Genomic DNA, 21894 nt, shown 5'->3' with positions numbered 1-21894 from the left:
ATATTTAGCGATGATGTACAGAGTATCTTGTCGGCTTATGATTCATACTTAACACTAGGTTGAGTGCTGCTGCCCCGAGGACGGATAATAACACCACGTTGGCAGAAACGAAGAAAAATGAAGTTACCAAGATAATGGTATCGATAGCGAGTTGTGATTTACCTACCGAGATGCCAAATTTATCTTGAATGAATAAACACAGCACATTGAAACCACCAAGACTTGATTGATGCCTAAACAGTATTAACATTCCTAGACCCATGAGTAAACCACCTGCGATAGCACAATAGAGAGGTGTGATCTTGTCTAGGGATATAAATAAACTGAGATTATCAGCAAAAATAGAGACAAGAGCGCCAGATATGGCACTATTTACAGCAAATCGGCGTCCAAATCGAATGTAGCCAAGTACATAAAACGGACTATTTGCGATAAAATACAGTGTCCCAAAAGACAGAGGAACAAATTGACTGACCAACAGAGCAAGGCCAGTTGTTCCACCGGTTAAAAGCGATGCCGACTGTAGAAAAAAGACGCCTTGAGCAACTAAAAAAGTACCCGTTAGTATGGCGATCCAGTCTTCTTTTTTTGTGTGTTTTTCCATTATAAAAAATGTACAGCGTTATTGATGGTTTGCATCATAAAGATAAAGTGATGACTTCGGTAGCATCGGCACTAAAATTTCGATACACCTGTGTATTTGGAGGTTTACGCTATGTAAACTCTAATTTTGACACTTTTGTTATTTTTAGGGGTATGTGTTGATAATATGAAGATTAAAAAAACCAGTTTTCTCTTTATGACGTAGATCAAATTATGTAATATGTGCACCATTAGCAAGAAGCAAACGTTTGCTTTAGTGTAAAAGTCGCGACCCCATTCAATGTTTATTAGGATTCAGGAGACACCGATGCTTAAGCGAGATATGAATATCGCCGATTATGATGCGGAGCTATTTGCTGCCATCAAAGAAGAAACCCTTCGCCAAGAGGAGCATATAGAACTTATTGCCTCTGAAAACTATACCAGCCCAAGAGTTATGGAAGCTCAAGGCTCTCAGCTGACCAACAAATATGCAGAAGGCTATCCTGGAAAACGTTACTACGGTGGCTGTGAATACGTAGATAAAGCCGAAGCATTGGCGATTGAAAGAGCGTGTAAACTGTTTGGCTGTGAATACGCGAATGTTCAGCCTCATTCTGGCTCTCAAGCGAATAGTGCGGTGTTTATGGCGCTCTTAAATCCTGGAGATACTATTCTTGGCATGAGTTTAGCCCATGGTGGTCATTTGACTCATGGTTCTCCGGTCAATTTCTCAGGCAAACACTATAATGTGATCCCCTATGGAATCGATGATTTAGGCCAGATCGACTACGATGAGATGGAAGCATTAGCACTTGAGCACAGTCCAAAGCTTATCATAGGCGGTTTTTCTGCTTATTCACAAATTGTCGATTGGAAGAGAATGCGTGAAATTGCTGATAAATCAGGTGCATACTTGTTCGTTGACATGGCTCATGTTGCTGGCCTCGTTGCTGCTGGTGTTTACCCTACGCCAATTCCACATGCACATGTGGTGACAACGACGACACATAAAACGCTCGCAGGTCCTCGTGGTGGTCTGATACTTTCGAATGCGGGTGAGGAGCTATATAAAAAACTTAATTCTGCCGTATTTCCTGGTGGGCAAGGTGGCCCGTTGATGCACGTGATCGCTGCCAAGGCAGTTGCTTTCAAAGAGGCGATGGAACCTGAATTTAAGAGCTATCAGGCCCATGTTGTTGAAAATGCAAAAGCTATGGTGGCTCAATTTCAAGAGCGCGGATTTAAGGTTGTATCTAATGGAACAGAAAACCATCTATTCCTCGTTGACCTGATTGATAAGGGTATTACTGGTAAAGAAGCAGATGCTGCACTTGGCTCTGCTAATATCACTGTCAATAAAAACTCTGTGCCGAATGACCCACGTAGCCCATTTGTGACATCCGGTATACGTATTGGTTCTCCAGCTATTACTCGTCGTGGCTTTACCACAGAAGACTGTAAGCAACTTGCAGATTGGATGTGTGATGTTCTAGAAAACATTGATAATGAAGAGATCATTAACAAAACCAAAGCAGAAGTGCTGAAGATATGTAAGCGACTTCCTGTCTACGCTTAAAGTAACATTTTCTCATGAAAAATATTACAGCCCCCTCTGGGGCTTTTTTATTATATCTAAGCGGCCTTTAAGGCCCAGAGTTGCATGGTTACAGATTTGAAGAGAACATTGGATTAGTGACGTTTATTACTCACTATTGGAAGAAATTGGCCATGAGGCAAGCCAAGCGGCAGGATCAATGGCACTGTCTTGTGGATCTGAACTAGATTACAATGCAGCCTAAACAAAAAAGCTGACTTAATGTCAGCTTTTTATAAATCTACTCTTTAGAAATACTGAGTAAGGTTCCGGACTTGCACTTAAACGAGTAGTACTTGCGACTTTCGTTGAATTTACCAAGACCTTCGCCATCACAGTAGTCGATGTTAATATCGCGCATTGTTTCTAGCGTTTCTTCATTGTAGAGAGCAAATTTAGACCCATCAGAACAAATAATACGAACGCGTCCATCATCGCTGACCGAGTATATTTCAACTTCGGTGTTGCACAGTTCGAAAGATGCTTCACGGAAATTATCCTGCTTTGTGTTTTGAGCACAGCCCGTAACTAGCGCAGCGAATCCAAGCGCAATGAGACCAAATTTCTTCATACCAATTCCTTGAGTTTCTCTCAATGATAAAAATAATCAGTAACAAGCGTATAGAATACGCCAGTCTTATGCAAGGCCTCAAATAAAAAAGCAGTTGCTATTTGTTATATTTATCCGAGGCTTATTGCTTAGCCGACCTCGATACCTTGTGCTTGAAGGTCAGCATGGTACGACGACCTTACGAATGGACCACAAGCTGCATGGGTAAAGCCTAGCTCTAATGCTATCTCCTTGAGTTCATCAAACTCTGAAGGGGGAACATATCGTTCCACAGGCAAATGATGGCGGCTTGGTGCGAGATATTGACCAATGGTCAGCATGGTAACACCATGCTCTCTCAGATCTTTTAGTACTTCTACAATCTCTTCTTTTGTTTCCCCGAGTCCCATCATCAGTCCTGATTTTGTTGGAACATTTGGGTGTTGTTGCTTGAATTTTTGTAGCAGTTGCAGAGACCATTTATAGTTTGCGCCTGGTCTTGCTTTTCGGTACATACGTGGTGCTGTTTCTAAATTATGATTGAAGACATCAGGCGGGTTGTCTTTCATTAGCTCTAATGCAACATCCATACGTCCACGGAAATCAGGGACTAAGGTTTCGATTTTAATATGTGGATTGAGCGCTCTGATCTCACGGTTACAATCAGCAAAGTGTTGGGCACCGCCATCACGTAAATCATCTCTATCGACTGATGTTATAACGACATACTTAAGCTTCATATCCTGAATGGTTTTAGCGAGCTTTTTAGGCTCATCATTTTCAGGAGCTAAAGGCCTTCCATGGGCAACATCACAAAATGGACAACGACGGGTACAGATGGCACCGAGTATCATAAAAGTAGCAGTACCATGGTTAAAGCATTCTGCTAAGTTTGGGCACGATGCTTCCTCGCACACTGAGTGCAGATTATTTTTACGCATGGCTGACTTTATGTCTTGGATACGCTGGCTATCTGCAGGCAGTTTTATTTTCATCCACTCGGGCTTTCGAAGCACTTCTTTTTGCTCGACTGGCATGTTTTTAACTGGAATAAGCGCCATTTTATCAGCGTCACGATATTTAACGCCTTTTTCCATTTGGATTGGTTTACTCATGCTTCGTACTTCTCGTTATTGTTGATCTCATTCAGTGCTTGAGTTTGAAATTCAACTTGATCATAGCCAAGGATTGTTGCCAGTTCTTCGACTAGTTTTCTCTCGATGACTTCAATTTTTATCGGGCCAGCTAGGTCGCTCACTTGGATCATTTCTAGGCCCTGATAGCCGCAAGGGTTAATGCGGGTGAAGGGAGACAAATCCATGTCGACATTGAGGGCAAGCCCATGAAACGAACAGCCTTTACGGATCCTTAACCCCAGAGAACAGATTTTCTTGCCGTAAACATAGACCCCTGGTGCATCCGGTTTGGCTGCAGATTCAATACCATAAGACTTCAAAGTATTGATGACGAGACTCTCTAGATGGGTAACCAAGTCTCGGACTCCCATCTTTTTCCGGCGTAAATTCAGCAAAAAATAGGCAACTAATTGTCCGGGACCATGATAAGTTACTTGACCACCTCGGTCACTTTTAACGATCGGTATTTCACCCGGATCGAGAAGATGTTCTGCCTTACCAGCTTGCCCTTGCGTAAATACTGGGTTGTGTTCGACTATCCACACTTCATCAATTGTATTGTCAGTTCTGGCATCAGTGAAGTTATGCATTGCTTGCCATATCGGCTCGTAATCTTGTCTTCCCAAATGTTTAACAACAAGCTGGTTTTGCATAATGATATCTCGTCGTCGATGTTTTCCTAGATTATAAACGGGTTCGGCTCAGTGACCTATACGTAAATCTGATGTTTTGGTGTGGTCATACCTAGCATTTTTGTGCTCATCAACGAGAACAATATAACCCTTGTATTCTAAAAAATTTGATTGTATCAAATTTTGTTAAAGAACCATACGAACGATATCAATTTCACCTAACTCTTTGTACAGAGTCTCTACTTGTTCAATGGAGGTTGCCGTTATATTCACAGATACCGAATGGTAGTTGCCTTTTGCACTGGGCTTTATCGTTGGAGTATAGTCTCCGGGGGCATGGCGTTGTATTACTGCTAATACTTTCTCCGGTAGCTCTGGTTTGGCGTAGCCCATGACCTTAAACGTAAAAGAGCATGGAAACTCTAATAGATCTTTCAGCTTCGCGTCTGAGTTAATATTTAGCATCTTACATACTCCGAGGATTGAACTGGTAATTACAGCGCGAAATAGTACTGCCAAATGCCAGTGAACTCAAGAATAGTGAAGGTTTAGCCTCAAAAGAAAAGCCGCACTAGGCGGCTTTTCTGGGAACTTTGTGGCTACAGTAGGTTTTTGAATAACATTACAATGTAATCCCACAAGCGACTAAATAGGCTGCCTTGTTCAACGCTTTCTAAAGCCATTAGTGGGTATTCAGCTACATCATCACCGTCTAACTGATAGTATAGCTTACCAACAACATCACCTTTTTTGATTGGCGCCTCGAGTTCTTTTTCAAGTACAAAACTCGCTTTTAAGCTTTTGGCTTGGCCGCGGGGAAGTGTTACGTAGGTATCTTTATCAAGCCCCAGAGCAACAGTATCTTTGTTACCCATCCAAATCTTTTCTTCAACAAAAGTCTCGCCTGCTTTGTGAGGAGCGACCGTTTCAAAGAATCTAAATCCATAACTGAGTAATTTTTTACTTTCTGATTTGCGAGAATTTGCGTTTTTGGTACCCATCACAACGGCAACCAAACGCATTTTACCCTCTGTCGCAGAGCTCACCAAGCTATAGCCAGCATTGCTAGTATGGCCGGTCTTTATGCCATCGACATTCATGCTTTTATCCCAGAGTAGGCCATTACGATTGTATTGAGTAATACCGTTGTAAGTAAATTTCTTCTCTGAGTATATGCGGTACTCATCTGGCACATCACGGATTAAAGCACTGCCGAGTAGAGCCATATCATAGGGAGTAGAGTAGAGGTTTGGGTTATCTAAACCATGGACATTGGCAAAATGGGTATCCTTCATACCAATGGTATCTGCCCACGCATTCATAAGATCAACAAAGGCATCCTCGGATCCTGCAATGTGCTCTGCCATGGCAACACAAGCATCATTACCTGACTGGATAATAATCCCACGATTGAGTTCTTCTACTTTGACACTGGTGCCGACTTCGATAAACATTTTTGATGATTCTGGGAAATTTTTTGCCCAAGCATTCTTGCTGATTGTAACGTCATCCTGTAGAGAAATATTACCTCTCGCAAGTTCTTGGCCAATTACATAACTAGTCATCATTTTAGTTAAGCTTGCCGGAGATAACTTGGTGTGCATCTCTTTCTCTGCAAGTACTTTTCCAGAATGATAATCCATCAGAACATATCCTTTTGCCGCAATTTGTGGTGCATCTGGCACGACAATTGGAGAAGCAAAAGCTGAGGATGCTGTTGTTGCGAGAACAGCAACGTAAGACACTAAAGCAGATTTAATAAGTGTGGTTTTTTTCATATTTATTTCAGGTTTATCGGTTACTGTCCATATCTTAACAGAATCCCGTGATCGTTCTAGTACATGAACACGGGAGCTTTTAATCAAGGACTACTGGGATTTTATGAATGCACTTGGATAACCCATTGCTTTCACTTGTTCTAGCGTTTCCTGACCCAACATATAGTCATCGAATGGGCCCAATAACACACGGTACCTATCTTGATAGGAATTAATATAGCTCTTACAAGATAAAGTTTGACTTAACTTTTGCGCTAAGGTTTCAACTCTTTCTTTATTTTGTGAAGAAGCGACTTGAATGATGAATTTAGGATGTCCCTTTAATTCAGATGGGCTGTTGGGTTTATCTGTTGTGATAACTTCAATGGATACATTAGCTGTTCCTGTTTTCACCACACCAAGTTTGGTGGCAGCAGCATAACTAAGGTCAATTATCCTTCCTTCGTGAAAAGGGCCTCGGTCATTAACGCGCACTATTGCCGTTTTTCCATTATCCTCATTAGTCACTTTTACGTAGCTCGGTATTGGCAATTCTTTGTGCGCAGCTGACATGGAGTACATGTCATAAATTTCACCATTTGAAGTTAAATGGCCGTGAAATTTTTTGCCGTACCAAGAGGCAGTGCCTTTTTGTTTAAAGCCCTGAGGACTCTTTATGATGGTATAGCTTTTTCCTCGAAGTTTGTAATCGCTGTTTCCACCAAGGCTATACGATTCATAAACAGGCGTTGCATCTTCGATGTGCTCTAGACTTGGTGAGACGTCAGGTGCGATATCTTGTTCAATCGAGTAGCGTTTTGAAGGAGAAGATGAGCAGCCAGCGAGTATAAGACAAAAGCTGACTGAGAAAATTAACCAAAATTTATTTTGCATTTATATTGCCTTCGAAAACGCTTTTCTGTGAGTGTGTATAGACATCAGAATACCAAAACCTGCCATAAGTGTGACCATTGAAGTCCCGCCATAGCTTATCAGCGGCAGAGGGACACCAACAACAGGTAGGATACCACTTACCATGCCTATATTGACAAAAACATAAACAAAAAAACTAAGGACGATACTACCTGCCATCATTCGTCCAAAAGCTGTTTGAGCTTTACTTGCCAGTATCAAACCGCGGCCTATTACAAATAAATAGAGCCCTAGTAAAATGGATATTCCTATAAGTCCCCACTCTTCAGCAATAACCGCAAAGATAAAATCAGTGTGCCTTTCTGGCAAGAACTCCAATTGAGACTGTGTTCCTTGCAACCATCCTTTGCCTGATATGCCGCCAGAGCCAATGGCAATTTTACTTTGGATAATGTGGTACCCTGCGCCAAGTGGGTCAGATTCTGGATTAAATAACGTTCTTACTCGCACTTTTTGGTACTCGCGCATGAGAAAGAACCAAAGGATAGGTAGAAAGGCACCGAGGCCGCAAATAGCGGAAAAGATTATTTTCCAACTTATACCCGCAAGAAAAATTACAAATAGACCAGAGGCTGCGATTAAAATTGAAGTACCCAAGTCTGGTTGTTTCGCAATTAATATGGTTGGAACAAAAAGCATAACCAAAGAGATAACGAGAGTTTGAAATGTAGGTGGCAGTGCTCGTTTACCTATATATCTAGCAAGCATCAAAGGGACGGCTAATTTTAAAAGTTCAGATGGTTGGAAACGAATAAAGCCTAAGTTAAGCCAGCGCTGAGCACCTTTGGATTCCTCACCAAAAAATAGTACTCCTAATAAAAGTACAGCACCACCAATAAACATAAATGGTGCAAGTGCTTCATAGCTTCTTGGTGGTATTTGCGCCAAAATGATCATGACGCCAAGTGAAAGCATCATACGCATTGCTTGGCGCTCCATCATAGCAATATTTTGACCACTTGCGCTGTACATGACGACTAAACCAAATCCCATTAATACAAGGAGACCAAGTATTAAAGGCAGGTCTAAATGAAAGCGCTCAAAAAAAGCACGATTTTGGCCCGTTGCAGGGTTTAAATCCATATCTAATCAACCTCTTCATGTGCAACAAGCACGTGGTCAAATATTTTTCTTACTACGGAACCCCCTTGGGAGGATCCACTTCCTGCGTTTTCAAGCACAATTGTTACGATAAGCTTTGGATCTTCAATGGGGGCAAAACCAGTAAATAGAGCATGGTCTCTTAAATGTTCCGCAATTTCTTCGGCATTATATTTCTGGTCTTCTGCTAACCCAAAAACCTGAGCTGTTCCAGATTTACCTGCGCTGGTATAAGGAGTATTTCTAAACGCCCTTCTTGCTGTACCTCGAGTACCATGATTAACCAGACGCATCCCTTCAACCGCGATATCCCAAAAACGATCTTTTACTCCTGTGATAGGTGGATAGGTGACGAAGCTAGCAAGTTGGGCGTTTTCGAAGGTATCACTATTATCAATCGTGGCTCTGAGAAGATGTGGTGCGATGACATCGCCTCGATTGACTAATACCGAGGTTGCTTTGGCGATCTGCATTGGGGTCGCGGTCCAATAGCCTTGACCAATGCCTACAGGTATTGTGTCACCCTGATACCAAGGTGTTCTGTGTCTGAGCATTTTCCAATCTCGGGTTGGCATATTTGCACTGCTTTCTTCGTATAGGTCTATTCCCGTATAGTCTCCAAACCCAAACATTGTCATCCAGCTAGAGATTCTGTCAATGCCCATATCATAAGCAATCTGATAGAAAAAGGTATCAACAGATTCTTCGATTGATTTGACAATATCTACCTTGCCATGTCCCCATCGTAACCAATCTCGGAAGGGTTTTGTTTTAGAATTGGGTATCCGCCAATAGCCCGGATCATTTCGTACAGTGTAAGGGGTGATCACGCCTTCCTGTAAAGCTGCGACAGCCATAAATGGTTTGATGGTCGACGCCGGTGGGTAAATACCAATCGTTGCACGATTTACGAGAGGGCGATTTTTATCATTCAATAGTGCGCCGTAATCTTTTCCTGAGATTCCGTGTACAAAAGCATTCGGGTCATAACTTGGACTCGAGACCATGGCTATGACGCCATTATCTTGTGGGTCTAAAACAACAGCGCCTCCTCGGCGGCCGGCGAGTAATTCATGAACATACAGTTGTAAATCGATATCTAAGTTCAGAACAATATCTTTTCCGGGAACAGGAGGGACATACTTGAGGGTCCTTATTACTCGGCCTCGGCTGTTAACTTCTACCTCTTGATAACCTGCTGTGCCATGCAGTAGGCTCTCGTAATATCGTTCTATGCCTATTTTTCCAATATCTCTCGTAGCTTGATAATTGGAGTCCTGTTCTTCACGAATAAGTCGCTTCATGTCTTTGTCATTTATTCGCGATACGTAGCCGATTACGTGGGTAAGCACATCACCGTATGGATAGTGTCTCTTCAGAGAAGCGTTAATCGCCACACCTTTAAAATTATGCTGCTGAACAGAAAACTTTGCGGCCTGTTCTTCTGTAAGTTGTGACAGAATAGGAATAGAATTGAAACGTCGTGTTTGACGCCGTTCTTTATTAAATCGTTCTATTTGCTCGGGAGTAATCGTTAGAAAGTTTTGCAGACGACGAATAGTGTCATCCATATCTTTCACTTTTTCTGGAGTCACTTCTAAGCTGAATACCGGGCGATTTTCAGCAAGAATACGCTCATTTCTATCATAAATAAGCCCACGATTGGGTGCTATGGGGACAATTTTTATACGATTATCGTTTGAGCGTGTTTTGTAGTCGTTATACTGATTAATTTGAATGTTGTATAGGTTGGTCACGAGTAAACCAACCAAAGTAATAATACCAACGAAGGCGACCATAGCACGGCTTCTAAAAAGACGAGCTTCTTCCTGATAGTCTCTAATACGACTCCGCTTTCGTAACATGAAATACTATTCTCGATGGTATGGGTGGTTGGTGGTAAGGCTCCATGCTCTGTATAAGCTTTCTGCCATGATCACTCTAACTAAAGGATGTGGTAGGGTAAGTGCAGACAGTGACCAACTTTGTTCAGCGGCTGCCTTGCATTGCGGTGCTAACCCTTCAGGGCCACCAATCAATATTGAAACATCCCTTCCGTCGAGTTTCCAGGATTCTAGTTGCTGGGACAATTGCTGCGTATCCCACTTTTTGCCGGGAATGTCGAGAGTAACAATTCTATTTCCTTTTGGCACTGCTGAAAGCATTGCCTCTCCCTCTTTTTGCAAAATTCTCACAATATCTGCATTTTTCCCTCTTTTCCCTGCGGGAATTTCTACGAGCTCTAGTGGCATATCATGAGGAAATCTGCGCCGATATTCTGTAAAGCCTTCTTCAATCCATTTGGGCATTTTAGTGCCGACAGCAATTAATTGTATCTTCATACTATCAGCCCCACAGTTTCTCCAGGTTGTATAGTTCTCTTTGTTCTTCTTGCATAACGTGAACTATGGTTGAACCCATATCGACAATCACCCATTCTCCTTGATTGTCCCCATTTATCCCCATAGGTGTTATACCCAAAGATTTAGATTCTTTTGTGAGGTGTTCAGCAATCGAGGTAACGTGTCTTTTTGATGTACCTGTACAAACGATCATAAAATCAGTGATGCTCGACTTTCCCGTAACATCTATTGTGGCAATATCCTGAGCTTTCATATCATCTACTTTTTCGCGTAGGAATGTGTTCAGTTCTTCAAGTTGCAAGGCTTTCTCCCTAATATGTGTGTCTTTGAAGGTGACGATTTATATGAGGTCATCATAACATGCTTCCTAAAACTTAACCTGTGGCATGCAAGCTTCTATTCCTAACTGCTGTAATAGTGGCCAGCTTGATTGTTCGTATTGAGTTTTTGTTGTTATTTCAATTTTACAGAGTAATTGTAATAGATGCTGAATCTTGGTTGTGGAAAGCCTGCCTAGTGCGGCCGTATAAAGTGGACGTTTTGATTGCCAAATGCGATGTTGTTCGAAAATCTGATGGAGATTGTGCAATTTAAGATTTGTAGCCATTGCAAAAAGTTGTGTTAGCTCCTTTTGTAATGCTCTTGTGATAATGACAGGCTCTATTCCCTCTGCTTTTAGTTGGCGAAGAATTCTCTGACTTCGCTTCATTTTTCCAGCCAACAATGCATCACACCAGTGATAGATAGTATAATGGTTACTTCGGCTGAGAGCTTTTTCCAGTCGAACCAAATTTAATTCACCGTCGGGGTAAAGCAAAGTGAGCTTTTCTAAACTTTGATTAAGTGCCAGTAAGTTACCTTCATACCATTGTGATAGCATTTGCAGTGCTTCATCATCTGGCGTGAGATTTCGTAACTTGCAACGAGCTCGTATAAACTGGGGGAGACGAGTAATATCAGGTGTTAAACAATTCACTCTACAGGCAGTTGCAGAGAGTTGTTTGAACCATTTTGCGTTTTCTTGAGCTTTGGTTATTTTACTGCCAATAACGACTAAGATAATGTCTGGATGTAACAGAGGGAAAAGTGCTGCTAGCTCTTTAGTGATGGAATTGTTGACTCCAGAACTTGGAAGTTCCAGCTCTATAATCTTTTTCGATGAAAAAAGGCTCATAGCCTGAACACTGTTGTAAATGTCCTCCCAATGAGCATTTTTTTCCAAACTAAAGCGCTGTTTTTCTGTAAAGCCTTCCATATGAGCTGATTGATATATTGCTGACCGTGACTCTTCAATAAGTAGTGGTTCATTGCCTAGTAGCAGGTATATTGGGTGAAGCTGCTTATTTAATTGTTCAGCTAGGTTATCAGCAAAAATACGCATAAATTTATCCAGTAGCCCCCTTGGACACTTTGTTACTGATCAACTTTTGTTGTCTGGGAAACCGGAGCTTCTTCTGATGATTGCTCTATTGTATTTTGCTCATCAGCTAGGGGTAATGGCTCTTCGGTGACATCATTGTTCTCGAAAAGTGTCTCCAATTTTAGGCGGGCGAGCTGGCGGATAATTTGATCTGTAGCAACTTTGCGCATTTCGTCTTCCAGCATGTCGCGTTCTACTGATTTAGCGAGGGCTGTTAGAGAGTTAGCTAAATAGCTACGACTGACTGAAGTCGAAAGCTTGAGAGTTCCTTTTTCAGGAATTGTCACACGATACGATGCGTTGAAAGTAAGCTCCTTTTCGGCAGAGTTAGTATTTTGATAAAGAGAGAGAGTCCGTTCCCCCATTCCTTCACTCATGATATGTAAATTGGGTACATCTTCAGCTGGCTCAACAATTTCAATTTCAGACATTCTTAGTTGTGTCTTCAACATCCGGGTAAATGTGCTGTACTGGTCGAAGCTGGTAATTGAAAGCTTTTGTAGGCTTTGTGGTACTGAGTAATCTCCTCTAAGGTGAAAACCACAAGCTGAAAGTACGCTTGAAAATAAAATAACAAGAGCGAATTTTACAAATAATGGAAAGGTGTTTTGAGGCGTGTTATTAAACATAGTATAAGGCTCTCGTTCTAATGTGAATGCTTAGTTTAGTCGCCTCTCTTAAAGTGACTAAACTAAGCATTACAGGGTGTTTACACCCTGTAATGTCGTTTAGGGTCTTAGTTGGCTACAATGTTGAGCAGTTTTCCAGGAACATAGATCACTTTTCGTATTGTTTTTCCATCTGTGAACTTGGCAACATTCTCATCACTAAGTCCTCGCTCCTCGACTTGCTCTTTTGTTGCATCAGCACTGACAGTCAGTTTTGCTCTGAGTTTGCCATTCACTTGGACAACGATAAGTTTTTCGTCTTCGACTAGTGCCTGTTCATCGTGTAGAGGCCAAGCTGCGCTATCAATATCGACGTTACCCAGAGCATTCCACATTTCGAAACAAATATGTGGTGTAATGGGGTATAGCATTGCCACAACCGCTTTTAGCGCCTCGTCAATAATCGCTCTGTCTTGAGGCAATTCCTGAGGGGCTTTGGTTAGCTTATTCATTAGCTCCATAATTGCGGCGATCGCAGTATTAAAAGTTTGTCGACGTTCAACGTCATCTGTGACTTTTGCAATGGTTTTATGTACATCTCTTCGCAAAGACTTTTGTGCATTGGATAGTTGAGAGATCTCTAAATCATCAGCTTTTCCTTTTGCAGTATGTTCATTGACCAGTTTCCAGACACGTTTTAGGAAGCGGTTTGCACCTTCTACTCCTGATTCCTGCCATTCCAGTGTCATGTCAGCAGGAGAGGCAAACATCATGAAAAGGCGTACAGTATCGGCGCCGTATTTATCGACCATTTCTTGTGGATCAATACCATTATTCTTTGACTTGGACATTTTAATCATGCCTGAGTGTTCGACATGACGACCTTGATGATCTGTCGCGGAAGTAATACGGCCTTTACCATCTTTCTCTACTGTGACGTCAGTAGGTGCAACCCATTCTTTGGTGCCTTTTTCGTTGGTGTAGTAAAAAGCGTCGGCTAAAACCATTCCTTGACAAAGTAACTTCTTGAACGGCTCATCCGATGTGACGTAACCAGCGTCCCTCAATAATTTATGGAAAAACCGAGAATATAATAGGTGCATACATGCGTGCTCTATACCGCCGATATATTGATCGACAGGCAGCCAATAGTTCGCTTTTTCTGGGTCTAAAATATCATCGGCCTGGGGGGAGCAGTAACGAGCGTAGTACCAAGATGACTCCATGAAAGTATCGAAGGTATCTGTTTCCAGTAGTGCTGGTTCACCATTGAATGTCGTTTTAGCCCATTCTTTATCAGCTTTTATTGGGCTAGTTACCCCGTCCATCACAACGTCTTCTGGCAGAATAACCGGTAATTGCTCTTTCGGTACTGGGTGAACTTCACCATCTTCTGTGGTGACCATTGGGATAGGAGCACCCCAATAGCGCTGACGAGACACTCCCCAATCACGTAGGCGGAAGTTAACTGTTTTCTTGCCTTTGCCTTCTGACTCTAATTTATTAGATATGGCATTAAATGCGGCTTTAAACTCTAATCCATCAAACTCACCAGAATCGAAAAGAATTCCTTTTTCTGTGTAGGCGGCTTCGGAAACATCCAATGGAGTTCCATCTAATGGTTTAATTACAGGTATGATGTCAAGGGAGTACTTGGTTGCAAACTCAAAATCACGTTGATCGTGCGCTGGTACAGCCATGACTGCTCCAGTTCCGTAATCCATGAGAACAAAGTTGGCAACATATACTGGCACTTCGCGACCATTTAATGGATGTATTGCCGTAAGGCCTGTTGCCATCCCTTTTTTGTCCATTGTTGCAAGCTCTGCTTCTGCAACTTTTGTATTTTTACATTCTTCGATAAAGTTAGCCAGTTCAGGGTTATTCTGAGCGGCGATGGTTGCTAAAGGGTGGCCTGCTGCAATACCAACATATGTGACGCCCATTAGTGTATCTGGGCGGGTTGTATATACCTCAAGATCTTGATGGCCGGGCACTTCGAATTTTAGCTCAACACCTTCTGAACGACCGATCCAGTTACGCTGCATGGTTTTAACCATTTCAGGCCAGCCGTCAAGTTTATCTAAGTCATCAAGAAGCTCTTGAGCGTACGCCGTGATTTTAATAAACCATTGCGGTATTTCTTTTTGCTCAACAGGTGTATCACAGCGCCAGCAGCAGCCATCTTCAACCTGTTCATTAGCAAGCACTGTCTGATCATTTGGACACCAGTTTACCGAAGAGGTCTTTTTGTAAACCAGTCCTTTTTCATAGAGTTTGGTGAAAAATTCTTGTTCCCAGCGGTAATATTCTGGTGTGCAAGTGGCGAACTCGCGGTTCCAGTCATAACCAAAGCCCAGCAATTTGAGCTGGTTTTTCATGTATTCAATATTTTCGTAAGTCCATGGCGCAGGCGCAGTATTATTCTTAACTGCAGCGTTTTCAGCAGGGAGGCCAAATGCATCCCAACCGATGGGTTGCATAACATTCTTACCCTGTAAACGTTGGAAACGTGCAACCACATCACCGATGGTATAATTGCGAACATGACCCATATGCAGTCGACCACTTGGATATGGGAACATAGAGAGACAGTAGAATTTTTCTTTATTTGGGTCTTCACTTACAACAAAGGTCTTGTTGTTGTCCCAGTGTTGTTGAACCTTATGTTCAATCTCTTGCGGGTTGTATTGTTCTTGCATCGATGATATCCGGTTATCTTGGAATTTGTGAGTTCGGTTAGAACAGACATTAATAGATCGACATAGAATACCTAAAGGTAAGGTACACAACAATACCAATCACTGGTCTCGTTAGCTTTAATTACGATAATTTTTGTTAGCCTAGTGTTTACAACCTAAGTAAGTGTGGAGGTTTCTTATGCCGAAGCGTAAACAGAGTTATGAGGAAATGTTGGAAGATGTTGTCGAGGCTATCAAACATAGTCCTGATGAATTTATGCACGTTCTAGAAAACTCGGGAAAGATGGTTAGCGCTGCGAATAATCTGACAAAAGATGAATTGGCTCTGGTATCTGCTTACATTCAATCGGATTTAAAAGAGTTTGCTCAAAGTTATCAAGAATCGAAAAGCAGTCCCTTCGCTATTATGGTCACGGACTCAATATGGCAGGCTTTACTCGATATTACCGATAAAACGCAAGTTGAATGGATCGAACTTTTTGCTGATCTGGATCATCAAGGGCTTTACCAGGTCGGAGAAGTGATTGGGTTGGGTGTCTTGATATGCGACAAGTGCGGTAATAAGACCACCTATAGCCACCCAACGATTATTACACCATGCATTAAGTGTGGTGCTAAGGGTTTTAGTAGGCAGGCGCTAAAACCCTAGCAACTCGTGCTTACAATGATGTCATTATACCTCAAGCTCTTTGGCGCTTTGAAGTATAATGCCACTTGATTATGAAACCAAAACAGATCAATACCCAAATATAGAGCGGCCAAGTCCCAACAAAAAAGAAGGGTGTGTGGCCTAAGCTTGGTTGTATTTCAGCACGCAGAACTCCAGTTTCAAATTGTGGTAATTTTTTGATAACTTTACCTCGGTAGTCGGTAACCGCAGTGATGCCATTATTCGTCGCTCGTATCACAGGTTTACCCAGCTCGAGTGCTCTCATTCGAGCAATCTCCATATGTTGTAACGGACCAATAGAGTGGCCAAACCAGGCATCATTGGACAAGGTGAGTATGAAGTCAGTGTTGTCGGTAATGTTTTTTCTCACCTGCTCATTAAAGATAATTTCATAGCATAGAGCAGGGGCAAGCTGATGACCATTTGCATCTAAGTTATTTTGGACTAATGAACCTGCAGTGAAGGATGACATCGGTAAATTGAATAGGGGAGCGAGTGGGCGAAGCAAATCTTCAAAAGGCACAAACTCTCCAAAAGGGAGTAGATGATGTTTGTGATAGCGAAGGTCCATATCGTATTTGTATGGGCCATTGGCGGTAACGCCTAAGGTCAATATGCTATTGTAGAAAACTTTATTTTTATCTCTATTGACGATGCCTGTGATAACAGTAGAGTTGTTTAGTCTCGCAGCCGAATCAAGGTTTTGTAAGAATGAAGGGAGCTCATATTCAAAAGCAGGAATGGCTGCCTCAGGCCAGACTATAATATCTGCATCCCAATTTTCCCGAGTGAGATCCATATATTTGATGATAGTTGGCCAACGTTGTTTCGGTAACCACTTCAAAGCTTGTGGGATATTCCCCTGTACGAGCGCTATTTTTGTCGTATTCGAAAAGTCAGGTTTAACCCAGTGTGCAGCGTTCAGCCCAAAGCCAGTCATAAAGATCACGCCAGGAATGATTAACAGGCGCCACTCACGATTTATTAAAGTATGGGAGGTCGTACCTGCGATGGTCATGACTGAGAGAGTGACTAAGTCCACGCCGCCTATTGGCGCAAAATTACCTAAAGGGCTGTCAATTTGACTATAGCCAAGTAGTAGCCAAGGAAATCCAGTCATTATGTAACCACGTAACCAATCACAAATCAGCCATAGAGCTGGTGCTGCTAATATATAGCGGTATCGATTATTCTGTGGGACAAGTTTGTTTAGGAGCCAAGCAAATAGGCCAGAGTACAGTGCTAAATAGCCGATGAGTAGAGCCATCAAAGTGAGGCTTGCTAGTTTTGGCATTCCACCAAAGTTGTCAATACTGACCTGTACCCAACTGATACCTGTTATAAACTGACCTAAGCCCCAAGCATAACCTATAGCCATCGATTGTTTGGCCGATTTGTTGTGTATCAATAGGAGTAGCAGCGTTGGACTTATAATGGCCATAGGCCAAAATTGAAAGGGAGCAAAAGCCAGAGTTGTCATTGCTCCTATCAAGGCTGCGACAAATGGCAGCCTCACAAGGTAGAAAGTTTTGAGTAGCATTGTTTGAATATCAGCTAGATTAGACAGGTTACACTATTCCTCAGTTGAGTGCGCGATTAACTCTTCGTCAGGGACGGTAACTTGTACTTGAATTACTCTGCGGTTATCCGCAGAGGTGACTTTAAAGTTATACCCATCTATTTCTACTGTTTCCCCGCGTGAAGGCAGGTGACCAAAAGATGTCATAACGAGACCACCAACAGTATCAACTTCTTCATCGCTAAAAGAAGTACCGAAGGATTGGTTAAATTCGTCAATAGTGGTTAACGCTTTGATAGAAAATGTGTGTTTACTTAACTTACGGATATCTAGCTCTTCCTCGTCGTCAAATTCATCTTCAATTTCACCGACAATTTCTTCTAAGATATCTTCGATAGTGACTAAGCCAGATACTCCACCAAACTCATCGACTACAATTGACATATGGTAACGTTCTTCGCGAAACTCTTTGAGTAATCTATCTACTCTTTTGCTTTCCGGAACAACTACCGCTGGACGTATGACCTGCTCTATATCAAAAGGTTCACTATCTGAGCCCAAATATCTGAGTAAATCTTTAGCAAGTAGAATACCCTCGACGTGATCTTTATCTTCACTGATTACAGGATATCGAGAGTGTTGTGCTGTCGTGATGAGCTCGATGAGAGTATCTAAGTCATTGTCACGATCAAGAGTGACCATCTGAGAGCGGGGAAGCATGATATCCCTGACACGCATTTCTGAAATTTCTATAACGCCTTCGAGCATGTCTCTCGTGTCATGGTCGATAAGATCATTTTCTTCAGAATCACGAAATACTTCTACGAGCTCGTGGCGGTCTTTGGGTTCACCTTGAAAAATTTGTCCGATTCGTCCTAAAAAGGACTTTCTACTCGGACCTTCTGATTTTTCTTTCTTGCCTTCCGAGGCGGAGGGCGAGTTATCTTCGTTCATTGTTTCTCTTAAATGAAGTTATTAATCACATATGGAGAGTTTCTAAATACCCCATACCTTTTACTCTTTTTCTGTAATATATGGGTCACTATAGCCCATACTTTTCATTATTTCCGTTTCGAGAGATTCCATTTCTTCTGCTTCTTGGTCCTCAATATGATCATAACCTAGCAGATGTAAGCAACCATGTACAACCATATGCGCCCAGTGTGATATTAGAGGCTTATTTTGTTCAATAGCTTCTCTCTCTACGACTTGTTTACAGATGACTAGGTCGCCAAGCAAATCAATATCGATACCGGGAGGTGCTTCGAAAGGAAAAGATAGGACGTTAGTTGGCTTATCTTTTCCTCGGTAATCATGATTGAGCTCCTGACTCTCTGGTTCGTCAACTACTCTGACGGTTACCTCTGCTTGAGGCTTGAATTTAGCTAAGGTTGAGTCTAGCCACAGTAATATATCCTCGTAGGTTGGCAGATCTTTATCATTTTCTACCGCGATCTGAAGATCAAGTACAATCGTCATGACTCACCGCTCTTATCTAACTCTTTATCGCTACTATGAGCTACGCTATTGTCCAGCTGTTTGGCTTCTCTTTCTTCTCGACGTCGTTGCTCTGCGGCCTTACGATCTTTGTTATCTTGAGCTTCCCATTTTTCATAGGCATTGACGATGCGGGCAACCACGGGATGGCGAACTACGTCATCAGATTGAAAGAAGTTAAAGCTAATTTCGTCTACTTCACTGAGTACCTCGATTGCATGGCGTAAACCAGACTTTGCACCACGAGGTAAATCGATTTGGGTGATATCTCCCGTGATAACAGCGCGAGAGTTGAAGCCAATACGAGTGAGGAACATTTTCATTTGTTCAACCGTTGTATTCTGGCTTTCATCTAGAATAATAAATGCGTCGTTTAGAGTCCGACCGCGCATATAAGCCAGTGGTGCCACTTCGATAACATTTCGCTCAATCAGCTTCTCGACTTTTTCAAAGCCAAGCATTTCAAATAAAGCGTCATAAAGTGGTCGAAGGTAGGGATCGACTTTTTGACTGAGATCTCCAGGTAAGAACCCCAGTTTTTCTCCAGCTTCCACCGCAGGTCTTGTCAGTAAGATTCTTCTTATCTCTTGACGTTCAAGTGCATCAACGGCCGCTGCAACAGCTAAATATGTTTTACCCGTTCCTGCAGGGCCTATGCCAAATGAAATATCATGGGTAACCATGTTAACCAAATACTGTGCTTGATTTGGGGTGCGGGGTTTAATGACCCCTTTTTTGGTTTTTATAAAGACTTCTTTACCATATTCTATAGTAGATGGCTCAGTTTGTTCCAAGATACCCGTTTCTTTAATCGCGAGATGAATCTGTTCTGGTTCGATGTCAGCAATGGTACCTCGAACGGGAGAGGTGTTGACATAGAGTGTTTTGATGATTTCCAGAGCAGCAGCACTGGTATGTGGCTTGCCGACGATGGTAAAAAAATTGCCGCGGTAACTGATCTCAACGCCAAGTCTACGTTCTAGATGTTTAATATTGTCATCAAAAGGGCCACAAAGACTGGCTAAACGACGGTTATCAGAAGGTTCGAGATTAATTTCTAATGTTATGATTTTATTGCTCAAAGTTGCCTCACAGTGACGGCCGCTCGATTTTGACCGAGCGACCTATGATCAAATTCTATCTATGTATCTAACATGGATACACAATATAGAATTTTCAAGCCTAAGGTGTAAAAGTAGCCACACCTAGTTCATCTTCGCGTTTGGTTCTCGCCATCATTTGTGTTGGAGATATGATGGTTCTCAAATCCATATCTTTCTCGGTACGTACCAGATCTCCGCGCAGTGAGTTAGCGAAGACATCAGTAATTTTAACATCAACAAATTGACCGATAAGATCAGGACTACCCTCAAAGTTAACTACGCGATTATTCTCTGTACGAGCCCTAAGCTCCATTAGGTTCTTTTTCGATGGCCCTTCAACTAAGACACGTTGCTCAGTATCTAGCATCTGACGAGAATAGCGCATGGCTTGTGAATTAATGGTTTGTTGCAACTCATAGAGACGGTCTTTTTTCTCTTGCTCAGAAACATCACATGGGTAGTCAGCTGCGGGTGTTCCTGGTCTTGGCGAAAAGATAAAGCTAAAGCTCATATCAAAGTCGACGGCTTTGATAAGTTTCATCGTATCTTGGAAGTCTTTGTCTGTTTCTCCCGGGAAACCAACGATAAAATCAGAGCTAATTTGTATATCAGGTCTTGCCTTACGAAGTTTACGGATAATCGACTTGTATTCGATACCAGTATGTGGGCGCTTCATCATTGTCAGTATTCTATCGCTTCCACTTTGAACTGGCAGATGTAAAAAGCTAACCAGTTCAGGTGTATTTTCATATACAGCAATAATATCATCGGTAAATTCAAGTGGATGACTGGTCGTGAAGCGAATTCGATCAATACCGTCGATTGATGCGACTAGGCGCAATAGTTCGGCAAAACTACAAATGTCACCATCATGCATTGGGCCGCGGTAAGCATTTACATTTTGACCCAGAAGATTGACTTCTCGTACACCTTGTTCGGCAAGTTGGGCAATTTCGAACAACACATCATCCATTGGGCGGCTCACTTCCTCTCCTCGAGTGTAGGGAACAACACAATAGGTACAGTATTTTGAACATCCTTCCATTATGGACACAAATGCCGTAGCGCCCTCAGCTTTAGGTTCAGGGAGGCGATCAAATTTCTCTATCTCCGGAAATGAGATATCCATGATGGGAGCATCATCGTCCTGTGATTGCTTTATCATCTCAGGTAAGCGATGGAGTGTTTGTGGACCAAAAATGACATCTACAAAGGGTGCGCGTTCGCGGATGTGATCACCCTCTTGAGTTGCAACACAGCCGCCAACCCCAATGACAACACCTTTCTTTTTATCTTTCAGTGTTTTCCAACGACCAAGTTGGTGGAACACTTTTTCTTGTGCTTTCTCGCGGATGGAACACGTATTGAGGAGTAAGACGTCTGCCTCTTCTGGTTCTTCCGTCAACTCGTAGCCATTCGCCGCGTTAAGCAGATCGGCCATCTTGGATGAATCATACTCATTCATCTGACAACCCCAGGTTTTAATTAGCAGTTTCTTACTCATTTTGTTCGCTCGATCGTTAGTTTAAAATAAGGGAGCAAATCGCCCAGTGTGATTCTATTTGTCTCGCTGACATCCTGTTTTCATCGTTATGGATATCAGGCAAGCCGCGTATTGTACTGCTTTAAAAACTTACTGACTAGTGTTGGATAGAAATGGTCAGTAATTATCTGATAGGTTTATGATGTCCATAGTTACATTTTAGCGTTGAAACCGTACAATA

At 42.2% G+C, this 21894-nt stretch carries 21 protein-coding genes; 2 read left to right on the top strand and 19 right to left on the bottom strand.

The features are described 5' to 3' along the window. Nucleotides 1–4: 4 nt before the first annotated feature. The gene (locus RH40_RS07440; RefSeq protein ID WP_009600822.1) at nucleotides 5–604 is read right to left on the bottom strand and encodes a YitT family protein; all 600 of its coding nucleotides are present in this window, start codon (nucleotides 602–604) and stop codon (nucleotides 5–7) included. Nucleotides 605–910: 306 nt separating this feature from the next. Here RH40_RS07440 and glyA point away from each other — a divergent pair, with 306 nt between their 5' ends. Next, on the top strand, nucleotides 911–2161 hold the full coding sequence (glyA, locus tag RH40_RS07435; protein WP_009600820.1) for a serine hydroxymethyltransferase: 1251 nt from the start codon (nucleotides 911–913) through the stop codon (nucleotides 2159–2161). A gap of 259 nt (nucleotides 2162–2420) precedes the next feature. Here the strand turns inward: glyA and RH40_RS07430 are convergent, their stop codons facing one another. From RH40_RS07430 to leuS, 13 genes are all read right to left on the bottom strand, one after another. Further along, a complete protein-coding gene (locus RH40_RS07430) occupies nucleotides 2421–2750 on the bottom strand; it encodes a hypothetical protein (protein WP_009600818.1) in 330 nt (109 codons plus the stop codon). Between the two features lie 128 nt (nucleotides 2751–2878). Next, nucleotides 2879–3844 carry a lipoyl synthase gene (gene lipA / locus RH40_RS07425; protein ID WP_009600817.1) on the bottom strand — a complete coding sequence of 322 codons (966 nt, stop codon included), beginning with the start codon at nucleotides 3842–3844 and terminating at the stop codon, nucleotides 2879–2881. After that, nucleotides 3841–4518 (bottom strand): lipoyl(octanoyl) transferase LipB, encoded by a 678-nt coding sequence (lipB, locus tag RH40_RS07420; RefSeq protein ID WP_009600815.1) that lies wholly within the window; start codon nucleotides 4516–4518, stop codon nucleotides 3841–3843. The genes lipA and lipB overlap by 4 nt, the downstream gene beginning before the upstream one ends. 165 nt (nucleotides 4519–4683) lie before the next feature. Next, entirely contained in the window at nucleotides 4684–4962 is a 279-nt protein-coding gene (gene ybeD, locus RH40_RS07415; RefSeq protein ID WP_009600813.1) for a DUF493 family protein YbeD, read from the bottom strand. 134 nt (nucleotides 4963–5096) lie between these two features. Then, nucleotides 5097–6275: a serine hydrolase gene (locus tag RH40_RS07410; RefSeq protein WP_009600812.1), complete on the bottom strand. Its 1179-nt coding sequence runs from the start codon at nucleotides 6273–6275 to the stop codon at nucleotides 5097–5099. Nucleotides 6276–6365: 90 nt separating this feature from the next. Continuing rightward, nucleotides 6366–7148 (bottom strand): septal ring lytic transglycosylase RlpA family protein, encoded by a 783-nt coding sequence (locus RH40_RS07405; protein WP_009600811.1) that lies wholly within the window; start codon nucleotides 7146–7148, stop codon nucleotides 6366–6368. Continuing rightward, on the bottom strand, nucleotides 7149–8270 hold the full coding sequence (gene rodA, locus RH40_RS07400; RefSeq protein ID WP_009600810.1) for a rod shape-determining protein RodA: 1122 nt from the start codon (nucleotides 8268–8270) through the stop codon (nucleotides 7149–7151). A 2-nt stretch (nucleotides 8271–8272) separates the two neighbouring features. Beyond that, nucleotides 8273–10153 carry a penicillin-binding protein 2 gene (mrdA, locus tag RH40_RS07395; protein ID WP_009600809.1) on the bottom strand — a complete coding sequence of 627 codons (1881 nt, stop codon included), beginning with the start codon at nucleotides 10151–10153 and terminating at the stop codon, nucleotides 8273–8275. A 6-nt stretch (nucleotides 10154–10159) separates the two neighbouring features. Further along, nucleotides 10160–10630, bottom strand: coding sequence for a 23S rRNA (pseudouridine(1915)-N(3))-methyltransferase RlmH (gene rlmH, locus RH40_RS07390; RefSeq protein ID WP_009600808.1), 471 nt, complete (start codon nucleotides 10628–10630; stop codon nucleotides 10160–10162). Between the two features lie 4 nt (nucleotides 10631–10634). Then, entirely contained in the window at nucleotides 10635–10952 is a 318-nt protein-coding gene (gene rsfS, locus RH40_RS07385; protein WP_009600807.1) for a ribosome silencing factor, read from the bottom strand. A gap of 66 nt (nucleotides 10953–11018) precedes the next feature. After that, nucleotides 11019–12032 (bottom strand): DNA polymerase III subunit delta, encoded by a 1014-nt coding sequence (holA, locus tag RH40_RS07380; RefSeq protein ID WP_009600806.1) that lies wholly within the window; start codon nucleotides 12030–12032, stop codon nucleotides 11019–11021. A 32-nt stretch (nucleotides 12033–12064) separates the two neighbouring features. Beyond that, a complete protein-coding gene (locus RH40_RS07375) occupies nucleotides 12065–12700 on the bottom strand; it encodes an LPS-assembly lipoprotein LptE (RefSeq protein ID WP_009600805.1) in 636 nt (211 codons plus the stop codon). Nucleotides 12701–12807: 107 nt separating this feature from the next. After that, nucleotides 12808–15381 (bottom strand): leucine--tRNA ligase, encoded by a 2574-nt coding sequence (leuS, locus tag RH40_RS07370; RefSeq protein ID WP_009600804.1) that lies wholly within the window; start codon nucleotides 15379–15381, stop codon nucleotides 12808–12810. Between the two features lie 178 nt (nucleotides 15382–15559). Between leuS and RH40_RS07365 the strand changes: the two genes are divergently transcribed. Next, nucleotides 15560–16030, top strand: a complete 471-nt coding sequence (locus RH40_RS07365; protein ID WP_009600803.1) for a zinc ribbon-containing protein — start codon at nucleotides 15560–15562, stop codon at nucleotides 16028–16030. A gap of 31 nt (nucleotides 16031–16061) precedes the next feature. Here the strand turns inward: RH40_RS07365 and lnt are convergent, their stop codons facing one another. The 5 genes from lnt to miaB form a co-directional block, all read right to left on the bottom strand. Further along, nucleotides 16062–17591, bottom strand: coding sequence for an apolipoprotein N-acyltransferase (lnt, locus tag RH40_RS07360; protein ID WP_039954407.1), 1530 nt, complete (start codon nucleotides 17589–17591; stop codon nucleotides 16062–16064). 33 nt (nucleotides 17592–17624) lie between these two features. Beyond that, nucleotides 17625–18524, bottom strand: a complete 900-nt coding sequence (corC, locus tag RH40_RS07355; protein ID WP_009600801.1) for a CNNM family magnesium/cobalt transport protein CorC — start codon at nucleotides 18522–18524, stop codon at nucleotides 17625–17627. 60 nt (nucleotides 18525–18584) lie between these two features. Next, nucleotides 18585–19049, bottom strand: a complete 465-nt coding sequence (gene ybeY, locus RH40_RS07350; protein WP_009600800.1) for an rRNA maturation RNase YbeY — start codon at nucleotides 19047–19049, stop codon at nucleotides 18585–18587. After that, nucleotides 19046–20149, bottom strand: coding sequence for a PhoH family protein (locus RH40_RS07345; protein WP_009600799.1), 1104 nt, complete (start codon nucleotides 20147–20149; stop codon nucleotides 19046–19048). Before RH40_RS07345 ends, ybeY begins: the two co-directional genes overlap by 4 nt. Before the next feature lie 100 nt (nucleotides 20150–20249). After that, on the bottom strand, nucleotides 20250–21674 hold the full coding sequence (gene miaB / locus RH40_RS07340; RefSeq protein ID WP_039954404.1) for a tRNA (N6-isopentenyl adenosine(37)-C2)-methylthiotransferase MiaB: 1425 nt from the start codon (nucleotides 21672–21674) through the stop codon (nucleotides 20250–20252). Nucleotides 21675–21894: the final 220 nt, after the last annotated feature.

The sequence above is a fragment of the Vibrio caribbeanicus ATCC BAA-2122 genome, assembly GCF_000165125.1.
GTDB lineage: Bacteria > Pseudomonadota > Gammaproteobacteria > Enterobacterales > Vibrionaceae > Vibrio > Vibrio caribbeanicus.
This window is presented reverse-complemented; position numbering and strand designations above follow the sequence as displayed.